Genomic DNA, 11,971 nt, shown 5'->3' with positions numbered 1-11,971 from the left:
CTTTTTGCTGAAAATTAATCCACGATGGTTTTTATTTCACCTTGAAAGGGCTGATAGATAACACCTAACAATTAAACCTGCAGCACCACAAACGATCAGGTTTAAGGTTACTGTAACTTAGCGCCAAGGAAAGGGCCGACGAAAAATACTTTATCCAATGATACTTGCTTCCTATCTCCTGAACAGCGTTACTCGAAGAGCTACATGCTTCGCCCCTTATATAGCTCGCATCCCATCGGCAGAAGAAATATAAGCTCACAAAAAAGCTTCATCCTTATACCCTGCTTGAACATGAGATATTACTGCCTTCACGCCCTAATGGAGTATGCAAGATTCACCCCTAAGCCTAACAGTATTAGAGCAACAATCGATGCCAATCCGGCGTTTTTTCACCAAGGCGGCCAATGAGATGACTCAAACGATTACACTTGAGCATAATAACGACGCCATTCGCGCCCCTATAATTGAAGCCAGAAAAAGCCTACTAAAACATAGCCCCTATACATACCCCTTATACATAGCCATCATCATACCGCTTAAGCAACTACGCGGAAAAAATATTATAGTGGCCAGATATCGTCTGACACGGTAATTTACCCTCCCATGCCAGCAATGGTGTGCACGCAAGTATCGACGCTCGACACTATAAATTACAGCAGTTATTGAGGCCAACAATGAGACGGACACTAACCGCAGCTTGGATCGCTTTTGGAATAGCACTAACACCAACGAGCGTTAACAGTGCCGAGCTATATAAGTACAAAGATGAAAATGGCCGCTGGGCTTTTACCGACAAAAAACCTAAGAATATAGAAGCAGAATCAAAACGCTTATTGGTGACAGAAGCAAAAGAGAAAGCCACGGTTATAAACCAAGGTACCGAAGAGCGGCCAAAGTTAGTTGCCCTGAACCCGCTAGGCGGGCCGGTGCAGGTGTGGGTAGACTTCAAGAAAAAGCAGAACATGCGATTGACTCAAAAAATCCCGAACTCGCTCATTATCGCCCCAGAAAGCGAGCAATTTTTAAGCGCTTTAGAAAAAATCATTATTGGAAAAAGCTGGTCATATCAATGGCAAGGGAATGTAGTCTTAGGCCGACCAGTCAAACGAAGTCAGTTAAATTCATCGCCACTAGGCCTCCCCTTTCAAGGGGGTCCATTTATTGTCAGCCAATCGTTTAAGGGCGAGGCCAGCCATAATTCTGGGCCACAAGCGTTTTACAGTGTCGATATTAGTATGCCAAAAGGTACGCCTATTGTTGCCGCAAGGAAGGGGGTTGTAATGGATATAGAAAGCGACTTTAGTCGCTCTGGCTGGACCGCAGCTTATGCTGACGAAGCAAACTTTGTTCGCCTTGTTCACGCCGATGGCTCCATGACCATCTACGCCCACTTAGACCCTGATAGTATTTCAGTCAGTATTGGGCAAAAGGTATGGGAAGGTGAGCTTTTAGGCCGCTCCGGCACAACGGGCTACTCAACCGGCCCACACTTACATTTTAGTTGGCAAATAAATAAAGGCAGAGAACTCATTTCAGTCCCCTTTGAATTTAAGGGCAGCGGTAAACCAATCACAGGGGATAGGTTATTAGCACCAGTTCGCAAGGATTAACGATGAACCGGCACTATCGGTGAAGCCCTACGAGGCTCTTAACGCTAACTTGCTGTTTAAAATTACAGATACCATTACTGTATCGGCTAAATATTTTAAAGGTAAAGGCAACGGCGAACCACTAAGGGGCGTGCACGGAATAAGTTGCTGGAATTTGGGTTTGTGGGTGCTTGCTTGACGAGGCAAAAATATGGCGTAATAGCCGGCTATTGCAAATATTTTTAACGAAGGCAAGCGTGCACCCAGGAATTCAAAAACGGGAAGTTATTTCATGCACGCCCCTAAATGCCATTGCTAGCTTTGAATTTAGCTACACACCACAGTAACCGGCAAAAAAATAGCCCCAATTAATGGGGCTTAGTCTCGCCCTTAGCTATATGTTCGATCAAAAAATGGGAAAACTGCTTCACGCTTTCGAAGCTATTTACCTCTTCGGCACGCAGGCGCTCCAATACTTGAGGAGCGGTTGAACGGGCCCACGGTAAATGCTCATCGCCATACGCAAGCCCTAAGCGGTCTTGCTCCGAGGGGTACCATTGCTCGATGGTCAAGCCTTCATCCGGTACAACAATGGATTCACACCCTGCCAACACAGCAAATAAAGAATAAGCCGTATAAAGGTCGTAAGAATAAAAAACTTTTACGCGTTTAAGCACGGCAGCGGCAGCAGCGTGGGACATCCCATCAATACATATAGCATCTGCAGGGTGAACAAATGATTTATTGGTCCCCTTGCGAACTAAATAAGCCGCCCCACTCCGCTCTTCGCTCGGCGCAGCCAAATAGACATCAATAGGATATTTAACAACTTTCAAAAAATCATCAATAAAATGTATGCCGGATAGTTTTTGAGGCGGAACCGCATCATTAAAGCGAATGACATAATCATTCTGATTCCAACCAATTTTTTTATTCCAATACATAGGGAAGTGCAATAGCCAGCGCACAACATGCTGAGCGTCATACGGGTTATCGATCACGGTTTCGGGGTAAATAAATATCGCACCTTCACGGGCAAGTTCAGCCGCTTCGAACATCGTTAGCCATGAGGCTTTTGATCCCGCAAAAATTTTACCCTGCGAATTACGGCTAGCAATGCGACGCACTAACCCTTTAACACCTCGGGACAATCTTTTATAGGGCCGTGGCAATAAGGGCGCTAACGAAGCCTCATGCCCCAACTCGACTAAAGCATGGGCAAGAGCATGCAAGCAAACAACACCCCCGGAATCAGGGTCATAATCGGTGGCGCAAACGACAAATTTTATCGACATGTAGAATTCTCGAGACAAAAGGTACCTCTAAATTTAGAGGTACCCTATAGATGTTGGCATGGTAATTAACTGGCACTTAATGCTTGAATTACCTGCTCACAAATAAAATCGCACTGCTGATCAGTAAGCTCATAATAAAGCGGTAAGCGCACCAAGCAATCGGCAAAATGATCACAATTCGTTAATGCGCGCCCGTGGTATTTATCGATAAAGAATGGGCTTTTATGTAGCGACAAATAATGAAACACAGCATGTATCTCTTGGCTGCGTAGGTGCGCAATCAGACCTGTGCGTTGCTCGGCATCATTACACACCAAGTAAAACATATGCGCATTATTTGTAGCCCACTCAGGTATTGAAGGTAACCGAAGCCCCAGCGCCGCCAAAGGCTTGGATAAGTTATTCCAATATCGGTCCCACAATGCTTTTCTGCGTGCTTGTATCGATTCTATATTTTCGAGCTGCGCAAAAAGATAAGCCGCTATAATATCCGAGGGCAAAAATGACGACCCAATATCAACCCAGCCATATTTATCCACATCGCCACGAAAAAAAGCACTGCGGTTAGTTCCTTTTTCACGGATGACTTCTGCCCTTTGGAAGTACTCAGGCTCATTAATCGCCAACAGGCCACCCTCACCGGCAATCACATTTTTAGTTTCATGAAATGAAAACGCCGATAGCACACCTAAACTGCCAAGGGGCCGCCCCTTATAAAAAGATTCTATCGCTTGCGCAGCATCTTCAATAACCGGTATACCGTGTGCGCGGGCCACTTTTAAAATAGCGTCCATATCGCATGCCACACCCGCGTAATGCACCACAACAATGGCGCGCGTACGCGGTGTAATTAACTGCGCGATATGCTCAGGACATATATTGGGGTTACCCGCCTGACTATCCGCGAAGATTAGGTTAGCACCTCGCAAAGCAAATGCATTCGCAGTTGAAACAAAGGTAAACGAAGGTAATATCACTTCGTCACCGGCGTTAATATTTAACAATATAGCCGACATTTCCAGCGCATCCGTGCAGGATGTTGTCATTAATGCTTTGCCGAAGCCATAACGCGACTCAAAAAAATCGTGGCATTTTTGAGTAAACATACCATCGCCAGATATTTTCCCCGATGCGACGGCCTCTGCAATATAAACGAGTTCTTTACCGTGTAAGTAGGGTTTATTAAAGGGGATCATTCAGCTTCCCCCCCCGGCCGACTTTTCAAGCAAAAACTTTTCCTCTAGGGCCAGCAGGCCCTGATCTCGCGCTTTAATTCTACGCGCAGGGTTGCCCAAATAAATACCCCAAGACTTTGTGTTTTTATTCACCAAAGCCAATGCCCCTATTGCACAGCCCTCGGCAATATCTACCCCAGGAAACACAATAGCACCAGCCCCAACAATAACGTGACGGCCAATGGCAACAGCGGCTTTATATTCATTTTTATACTGATTGGGCACGGTAGGGTTAGTTAGTGTATGGCCAGAATAGTCATCTGATTGCGAAAAGACCTTAACGCCATACGCCAAGCCAGAAAAATCCGCCATAACGACACCCAGTTCACCGCCTGCAATCAAACATTGCGGCGCTATGTGAACATGGCAACCCAAGCTAACCACGCCAGATACCACACAGAAATCATCAATACGACAATGATCGCCAAGGGAAATAGTTTCTGGGTTGTAAATTGCCGCTTTATCGCTGACTTTCACTCCCTTTCCCACATGGTTAAAACCTGCAGAAAGCAGAGAGTCTTCACTCAAGTACGGCATTAATTTCACCCTAGGCACGAAAAAATTCATAGTAGAGTAGATTGACAACCACCTCAACCTCACTCACCACAGATAACAAATACTTAACGCAAGAACAAAAAAGCCGCCATTTTTCAACGGCGGCTTTTTAAACATTTAAATATATTACAGCGTTAAATCACGAATACTCGCTTTGAGAAATTCTTTCTTCAAGTCTTCGTAAGTATGCACAGCAGGATATTGCGGGAATTCGTTAATCACATTTTGCGGCGCATGGAATAAAATGCCCGCATCGGCTTCTGCCAGCATGGTCGTATCGTTATAAGAATCGCCAGCCGCAATTGTGCGGTAGTAAATGCTCTTGAAGGCGCAAATTGCTTGGCGCTTAGGGTTTGCCTGACGGAGGTTGTAGTCAACTACCTTTCCGGTTTCGTCAGTAGTCAGCTTATGGCACAACAGCGTGGGGTAACCTAACTGCGCCATTAATGGGCCGGCAAATTCGTAAAAGGTATCGGATAAAATCACAACCTGAAAACGCTCACGCAACCAATCAACGAACTCTTTAGCGCCTTCTAAGGGGCTAAGAGTAGCAATAACTTCTTGGATTTCGTTTAAACCCAAGTTGTGCTTGGCAAGAATCTTCAAGCGCATGGTCATCAACTCGTCATAATCGGGGATATCACGGGTTGTCGCTTTAAGCTCTTCAATACCGGTTTTTTCAGCAAAGGCAATCCAAATTTCGGGAATTAAAACACCTTCAAGGTCAAGACATGCGAGTTCCACAGGAAATACTCCAAACATTAGGGCGCTAAGCGCAAGAATAAGGAAGCGCCTACCTCTAGGGTAGGCCGAATAAAGGAGGGCAATCTAACGTTTTACGCCGCGCCTTGCAATCGCACTCGTCGACGAAACCACAATCGAACCAGTAGCAGTAGTGGTAACCCCCCCCCTGTAAGCCCGCCAAACGCACCAAGCTTAACCGGCTTCTTCACCGTAACCGCGATAACATCTTCAGCCCCGGCCTCTGCCGTAGGTGAGTATATTTGAGCGCTAACGCGATAACTGGCACTGACAGTAGGCGTGAATGTGAGCGCCAATGGGCCCTCTTGTGCATTTGGGATATCATGCGCCCAGCTAACATTCCACCGCTCTAGGTCACTCGGTGCCTCACCTTCAAACACCGTACGGATTTCAGCGGGGCCATTATTGGCGTCCACTTGCGACACCACTTTGCCTTGCTGCATCAACACAAAACTGGGCAAGTAGAAACTATAAGGCGCAATGCTGGCACTGATAGATTCCTGCACCACATTGGGAGGACTGGCAGAATCGGTTACCTTAACGGTTATCGAAAAATCCTGCCCGCCATACCCAGCAGGATCTAGCGTAGCCTGTGCCCCCGCTAACACATCCAATGGCAACCCCGCGGGCCGATCGACTGACCACTGCATCGTAATATCGCCATTCGCGTCACTGACTAAGACTGCCGCCTGCAAAACGATTTCCCCATCCGCGCTATACAGCCCCGAACCCGGCTGCCCGAGTTGCTCATACGCTAAAGAGACAACCGGCGCCGCAGCTGGTAATGCAGGCAAAACTTGATGCGATACCGGTGCGCTGTAGTTACGCGCCATATCAAAGGCGAATGCGCGCAACGTATCGCCAGCATTTGCCGCCGGTAAATTCACAGCTTGCCCGGCCCCTACGTAAGCAACCGTCGCACTGCCAATCACATCACCCAACTGATAAGAAGTCCCGATTTGCGGCTCGCCGCCGTTATTGCCATGCAAAACTAATACACCCGCAAAATCCTCAGCGGGGTTTACCCAGCGCAGTCGAAGATTTGGCAAGCCTTGCGCCTCGCCTAAGTTACTCACACTCAACGGCGGCACCAAATCGGATGCTGCATCGGCCACCAATTGAATATCGGCACAAGAGTAGTAATTAGTCGGCGGGCTTCGGTCGAGCATTACCTGAATCATCTGCAAGCTGCAATCATCGCAGGGCTCACTCGGCAAAGTCACTTGCGCGCTGTATTCACCGGTATAGCGGTTATCGAATTCTTGAACGTTATCGAGCAATACGTTTTGATCAAAGCCCGCATCACCCGCTGGCGAAAACGCGATGCGAAAATAACCCTGATGATGAATAGTCGATTCCCACTGCAGGGTAATGGTTTCGCCGGCTTTAAAAACGGCTGGAGTATTGGTGCGCGCCACACCACAAGGGCCCACTTTTATATTGGCATTATTGTTGCGGCCAGGGGTTGCACCATCGGGCGACCAGCGGGCATGAGCAGTAACGTCTGTCGCTATTAGGCTAGCGGTAAAAGCCAAAGCCGCGCCCAGCGCCCAGCGCTGCCACAAAGAAGGTGCTATAAACATAACAATGCCTTTAATTTCTTGATGATATTTAAGGGGGTAACCTAGCGCGCATTATTCCGAAGGTACACCGCCGCGCGAAAAGGTACTGCGAACACGGTCAAAGACATTGGAAATTGCCGTACCCGTTTTAGTCGCGGCGTCATTCAGGCCTGGGCCACTTTCGTCAATATCCGTATGTAAGCCTGCAATAATCAGCTCAAGCTCAACTACGCGCTGTTGCTGCTGACCCAACTCCGCCTGCCATCGCGCTTGCTGCTCGCTCCACTTCATGTGCTGTGCAATCAAAGCCACCGACGCCAGCCCCGCCAAAATCCAGCCAGCCAATAGCAATAGTGTTTTAGTATTTAATATCATGCAGATTATTTCGCCATTTAGGTTGAGGGTATTCTAGAACTGTTGGCGCGGTATCGCCCCTTATCCAAGACACCGCCACGAATCACACACTATAATGCGCGCTTTTACCGATACGCGCAGGGTTGCCACCATGATCGACAGTTACATCCACAACACGCTCAACTTTTTTGCGACCTTGTTTATCGTGGCCATCGGGTTATCGCTGCTCACAATTATCGCACTTTACATTATTGATATCCGCCAAACTCGTCATACCATTCGCAGGAACTACCCTGTAATCGGTCGATTTCGTTACCTTTTTGAGCATTTAGGCGAATTTTTCCGGCAATACTTTTTTTCACAAGACCGCGAAGAGCTGCCCTTCAACCGCGCTATGCGTTCATGGGTCTACCGAGCCGCGAAGGGTTTAACAACCAGCGTCGCTTTCGGCTCCACGCGATCACTCCAGAATGTAGGCGATGTCCATTTTGCTTGCGCGGGCTTTGCTTTACTGGATGAACACACGCAAGAAACCACTGCCAAAGTGATTGGTCCACTGTGCTTACACCCTTACTACGCGCCGTCTTTTATTAACATTTCCGGCATGAGCTTTGGCGCGCTGTCCTCGCCTGCCATCACAGCTTTGTCGCACGGTGCCGCCAAAGCCGGCTGCTGGCTAAATACCGGAGAAGGCGGACTAAGTCCCTACCACTTAACCGGCAACTGCGACATCGTTTACCAAATTGGTACAGCCAAATACGGCGTGCGCGACGAAGAAGGCAATTTGTGCCCCAGCAAACTAAAAAACTTGGCCAATAAACCTCAAGTGCGCATGTTCGAGCTCAAACTTAGCCAAGGCGCCAAACCCGGTAAAGGCGGTATTTTACCCGCCGCAAAAGTGAGCGCAGAAATCGCCGCCATTCGCGGCATCCCCGAAGGCGAAGCCTCCATCAGCCCCAATCGCCATCGCGACATTGAAAACATTCAAGAACTTATCGATCGCCTAGACGATATTCGCGATATTACCGGTAAACCTGTCGGCTTCAAAACCGTGCTGGGCAGTACACAATGGTTTACCGACCTTTGCGCCTATATGGCGAAACTCCCCAGCGAGCAAGTGCCCGACTTCATCACTTTAGATGGCGCCGAAGGCGGAACGGGCGCAGCACCACAAGCCCTAATGGACTGCATGGGCTTACCTTTAATGGAAAGCCTGCCTTTTGTTATTGATGAACTCAAACGCTACGGCCTGCGCGACCGCATTGCCGTGATTGCCAGCGGCAAGCTCATTACACCATCATACGCAGCACGCGCTATGGCGACCGGTGCCGATTTTGTCGTCTCCGCGCGAGGCTTTATGTTTTCGCTGGGCTGCATACAAGCCATGCAATGCCACCAAAATACTTGCCCCACAGGAATTACTACGCACAATGAGCGTCTACAAAAAGGCCTAAACCCCCAAAACAAAGCCGAACGAGTGGCCAACTACCACCACGAACTGGTGAAAGAAGTAGAAATGATCGCCCACAGTTGTGGCGCTACCCATGCACGCAAATTAACCCGGCAACACGTGCGCCTAATTAACGAAACCGGCCGCTCAACCTTATTATCGGACGTTTTCCCAGAACCCATTAAACATGTCAGCGACATCCATTGAGGTCACCCATGCTAAAAACAATTTTTACCCTTAGTGCACTCCTCTTCGCCCTCAACACAGCGGGCGCTCACGCTAGTGACGACATCACGCTGAGCGAGCTCAGTTGGATCGAACAAAAGTACTTCGATAAAAAACGCCAATTGGTAGACGATATAGGCCGCGAGAGTTTTGGCACGCGATTACGCCAGAACAAAATGGATATCGGCTTGTTACAACGCATACTCGACAACCAAAAAGTCACCATTTATGAAATCGAAAAGCACAGAGCGATAGGCGTTGTTTTAGGCGACATTTATGTTGCGGAAGAAGGCTGGGAATGGCGCGAATATAAAGACGAGCAAGGTCGCAGTAACGGCGTGTGCCTCCCCAAAACCAAACACTGCGTATTCCCGGTATCGATGTTTACCCGCCGTTTGCGCGTAACCACCGAGCTGAACATTGAAAAAATCTACCAAAAAGGCTTAGACCTTATGGCTGATGTGGGCCCCAAACTGCCTTACAGCGTTCCCATCGAACCCGAAAATCCCAAAAAAGATTACGACAAAAAACGCACCATTATCATTCCTTACTTATAAAAATCGACCCCAAATATTAATTAAAAAAACCGCTTTATAAGCGGTTTTTTTAATAGAGTTTTGAGCATTAATCCACTAAAGGTGAGGAAATAATATTTCACCCATTAATGTTTAAATTGCTCAGATGCGAGTTTTAAATCATGCGCGCTACTTTGTACACTTCCGCTCTGTACCGTTGAAGCATCCATGCCATCTTTAATGGAGCCAGCCAATACGGCCAACTGAATCACTTGGCGCCCGATCCCTTCAGACAGCTCATGGCTTTGCCCCGTCGCCGACGCAATTTTCTCGCTATCGCCACGCACCCCCATAACCATATCCATAATACTTTTCAATCGCTCTTCCGTTTGCTGGGAAGCCTGCGCACAGTCGGCAGCCTCTTCACGATTGACCCTCATCGATTCCACCACGGAGTGCACATTGGCAACAACATCGTTGATTGTGCCGTCAATTTGCAAGGTTGCAGCCTGCGTCTTTTGCGATAACCCGCGCACCTCGTCAGCCACCACAGCAAATCCTCTACCCGCCTCACCTGCCCTCGCGGCCTCAATAGCGGCGTTCAACGCCAACAAATTCGTTTGATCTGCGATTTCTTTGATAGTCCCCGTTAAGCCGGCAATGCTTTCTGTTTGCTGCTCCAGTTGAGTGATCGTTACCGAGGCATTGGCTACATTTTGTGATAAGCGTTGAATTTTAGAGACCGTATCATTCAACTGCTCCCGACCACTCATCGCATCGTCGGAAACATCCGCAGCCTTACTAGCCGCAGTCTCCGTTAAGCCCGAGACCTCAGCCAGTAAATTCTGCAAATCCAATACCGAGCCCTTAATATCTTGTGTATTACTAAGCTGCAGGCCGGCGCTTTGATTGGCCGCAGCCAGCTGCGTATTCAGCTCAGCAACCGCCCCAGCAACCGAGCCCGAAGCCCGAGCCGAAGTTGAAACCACGCTACGTATACGCTCTAGCATGGTATTAAAAGCCTGCGCTGTATCGCCAATCTCATCAGACGCAAAAACAGGGGCTTGCTTGTTCAAGTCCGACTCATCAACCACGCTGCGGGCAAAACCCGCCAATTGATTAATGGGCCTAATAATCCCAACAGAAACATAGAGCGCCACAGCAACAGAGACCAAAACAACAAGCAACAGAAATACAACAGCCCCAATCAACATAGTACTAACAGCACCATAAACAGACTCTACATCTTGCTGCGCTAGCCTTGTGGCATCTAAAACCTGGGCCTGTAAAAGTGTCTTTAACGCACCTTGTGTTTTGGCCGTAGCACTAAGTACGTCACGCGCACCATCCCAATTATTATTACTTACCGCCAGCATCAACGCTTCGCCATACTGGTTAAGCTCTTGAAAAAGCGGTTGCACACGCCCACCCTTATTCAGCACGCGAGCTAAGTTTTCAGCCTCCGCCAAATCAGTCTGCATTCGCTCCGTCAATTCATCCTTATTAATACTTGTTGCATAATAAGCATATAACGCAGATTCCAACTGCCCGGCTATTGCCCGCAAAGAAACAGCCGCATGCTGCTGAGGCAAAACCGTTTTATTGAGATGTGATACATCCGCTTTAATTTTACCCCCCAAAAAGACTATCGCCGCGATCAATGTGAGCGACAAAACCAGAAGAGCTAAATAACCTAAAAGTAATTTAAATCGAATAGTAAGCATAAAAACACAACAATCATCAGAGCCATTAAAGCAAAAGTGAATAAAGAAACCGTTTTTATTCAAATCACGTGATACATACCGATATAGAGCGCCTGCAATGTAAATCACGAACGCGCAAACGCTAGCCGGTCATTTAATCTTAGTAACAATTAGCGCTCATGCATAATTTTACCGACTCAACAGCAGATTTAAGGCACCCTCAAGAGTCGCTCACTTTTACTAACACGATGAAAGTACAGGCCTAGAAACCATGCATTAAAGGGAGATTTTTTGCGCAAAAATGGCGCCCGCGCAATTGATTATTTATGATATTGACTGCACAGATGCTACGTATGGTCAGCTGACATTGTTGCACTTAAACATAGCTGACAAGGCCACCTCCAGCCAAAGAAGACCTTTAGAGGGTTCACAAAATAGTGACGAAGCAACGCCAAAGGGTGAAGTAGATGCGATAAAAACAGAAGCAGGGCAAAGAGCGGTTTTTATATGTAGCACGGGGCTAGGCTAGGGAAAATAATCAACGTAGCTAATGATCAACGTAACTAAAAGAGATTAAATCTGAAGGCTGTGTGAGTATAGATAAAGGGATTAATAGTAAGAAAAAAGAGGGGAGGGGAAATAATGGGGTGACTGACGGGGCTCGAACCCGCGACCACCGGAATCACAATCCAGGGCTCTACCAACTGAGCTACAGTCACCATAAAT

General features: G+C 47.7%; 10 protein-coding genes and 1 tRNA gene. 3 read left to right on the top strand and 8 right to left on the bottom strand.

Annotation, left to right across the window (positions count from 1 at the left end; all coding sequences use genetic code 11):
- Positions 1 to 674: 674 nt before the first annotated feature.
- Positions 675 to 1,610, top strand: coding sequence for a M23 family metallopeptidase (locus AC3A8L_RS14915; RefSeq protein ID WP_487963063.1), 936 nt, complete (start codon positions 675 to 677; stop codon positions 1,608 to 1,610).
- 347 nt (positions 1,611 to 1,957) lie between these two features.
- On the opposite strand, the gene AC3A8L_RS14910 is transcribed toward AC3A8L_RS14915, so the two are convergent.
- From AC3A8L_RS14910 to AC3A8L_RS14885, 6 genes are all read right to left on the bottom strand, one after another.
- On the bottom strand, positions 1,958 to 2,884 hold the full coding sequence (locus tag AC3A8L_RS14910; protein ID WP_487963062.1) for a hypothetical protein: 927 nt from the start codon (positions 2,882 to 2,884) through the stop codon (positions 1,958 to 1,960).
- Between the two features lie 65 nt (positions 2,885 to 2,949).
- Positions 2,950 to 4,080 carry a dTDP-4-amino-4,6-dideoxygalactose transaminase gene (gene rffA / locus AC3A8L_RS14905; RefSeq protein ID WP_487963061.1) on the bottom strand — a complete coding sequence of 377 codons (1,131 nt, stop codon included), beginning with the start codon at positions 4,078 to 4,080 and terminating at the stop codon, positions 2,950 to 2,952.
- Positions 4,081 to 4,656: an acyltransferase gene (locus AC3A8L_RS14900; protein WP_487963060.1), complete on the bottom strand. Its 576-nt coding sequence runs from the start codon at positions 4,654 to 4,656 to the stop codon at positions 4,081 to 4,083. It abuts the gene before it with no gap.
- Positions 4,657 to 4,800: 144 nt separating this feature from the next.
- Entirely contained in the window at positions 4,801 to 5,418 is a 618-nt protein-coding gene (gene thrH, locus AC3A8L_RS14895) for a bifunctional phosphoserine phosphatase/homoserine phosphotransferase ThrH (protein WP_487963064.1), read from the bottom strand.
- A gap of 92 nt (positions 5,419 to 5,510) precedes the next feature.
- On the bottom strand, positions 5,511 to 7,019 hold the full coding sequence (locus tag AC3A8L_RS14890) for an SCE4755 family polysaccharide monooxygenase-like protein (protein WP_487963059.1): 1,509 nt from the start codon (positions 7,017 to 7,019) through the stop codon (positions 5,511 to 5,513).
- 51 nt (positions 7,020 to 7,070) lie between these two features.
- Entirely contained in the window at positions 7,071 to 7,373 is a 303-nt protein-coding gene (locus AC3A8L_RS14885) for a hypothetical protein (RefSeq protein WP_487963058.1), read from the bottom strand.
- Between the two features lie 130 nt (positions 7,374 to 7,503).
- Between AC3A8L_RS14885 and AC3A8L_RS14880 the strand changes: the two genes are divergently transcribed.
- Positions 7,504 to 9,009 (top strand): FMN-binding glutamate synthase family protein, encoded by a 1,506-nt coding sequence (locus AC3A8L_RS14880; protein ID WP_487963057.1) that lies wholly within the window; start codon positions 7,504 to 7,506, stop codon positions 9,007 to 9,009.
- Between the two features lie 8 nt (positions 9,010 to 9,017).
- Positions 9,018 to 9,584, top strand: a complete 567-nt coding sequence (locus AC3A8L_RS14875; protein WP_487963056.1) for a DUF3806 domain-containing protein — start codon at positions 9,018 to 9,020, stop codon at positions 9,582 to 9,584.
- 104 nt (positions 9,585 to 9,688) lie between these two features.
- Here the strand turns inward: AC3A8L_RS14875 and AC3A8L_RS14870 are convergent, their stop codons facing one another.
- Positions 9,689 to 11,266, bottom strand: coding sequence for a methyl-accepting chemotaxis protein (locus tag AC3A8L_RS14870; protein WP_487963055.1), 1,578 nt, complete (start codon positions 11,264 to 11,266; stop codon positions 9,689 to 9,691).
- 622 nt (positions 11,267 to 11,888) lie between these two features.
- Positions 11,889 to 11,964: transfer RNA gene (locus tag AC3A8L_RS14865), tRNA-His, on the bottom strand.
- Between the last annotated feature and the right edge of the window lie 7 nt (positions 11,965 to 11,971).

It is taken from the genome of Marinagarivorans sp. (assembly GCF_982758155.1).
This window is presented reverse-complemented; position numbering and strand designations above follow the sequence as displayed.

Bases quoted from the DNA above. Each gene is read 5' to 3' on its own strand.
- AC3A8L_RS14915 (WP_487963063.1), top strand. From the start codon at position 675: ATGAGACGGACACTAACCGCAGCTTGGATCGCTTTTGGAATAGCACTA.
- AC3A8L_RS14910 (WP_487963062.1), bottom strand. From the start codon at position 2,884: ATGTCGATAAAATTTGTCGTTTGCGCCACCGATTATGACCCTGATTCC.
- rffA (WP_487963061.1), bottom strand. From the start codon at position 4,080: ATGATCCCCTTTAATAAACCCTACTTACACGGTAAAGAACTCGTTTAT.
- AC3A8L_RS14900 (WP_487963060.1), bottom strand. From the start codon at position 4,656: ATGCCGTACTTGAGTGAAGACTCTCTGCTTTCTGCAGGTTTTAACCAT.
- AC3A8L_RS14890 (WP_487963059.1), bottom strand. From the start codon at position 7,019: ATGTTTATAGCACCTTCTTTGTGGCAGCGCTGGGCGCTGGGCGCGGCT.
- AC3A8L_RS14885 (WP_487963058.1), bottom strand. From the start codon at position 7,373: ATGATATTAAATACTAAAACACTATTGCTATTGGCTGGCTGGATTTTG.
- AC3A8L_RS14880 (WP_487963057.1), top strand. From the start codon at position 7,504: ATGATCGACAGTTACATCCACAACACGCTCAACTTTTTTGCGACCTTG.
- AC3A8L_RS14875 (WP_487963056.1), top strand. From the start codon at position 9,018: ATGCTAAAAACAATTTTTACCCTTAGTGCACTCCTCTTCGCCCTCAAC.
- AC3A8L_RS14870 (WP_487963055.1), bottom strand. From the start codon at position 11,266: ATGCTTACTATTCGATTTAAATTACTTTTAGGTTATTTAGCTCTTCTG.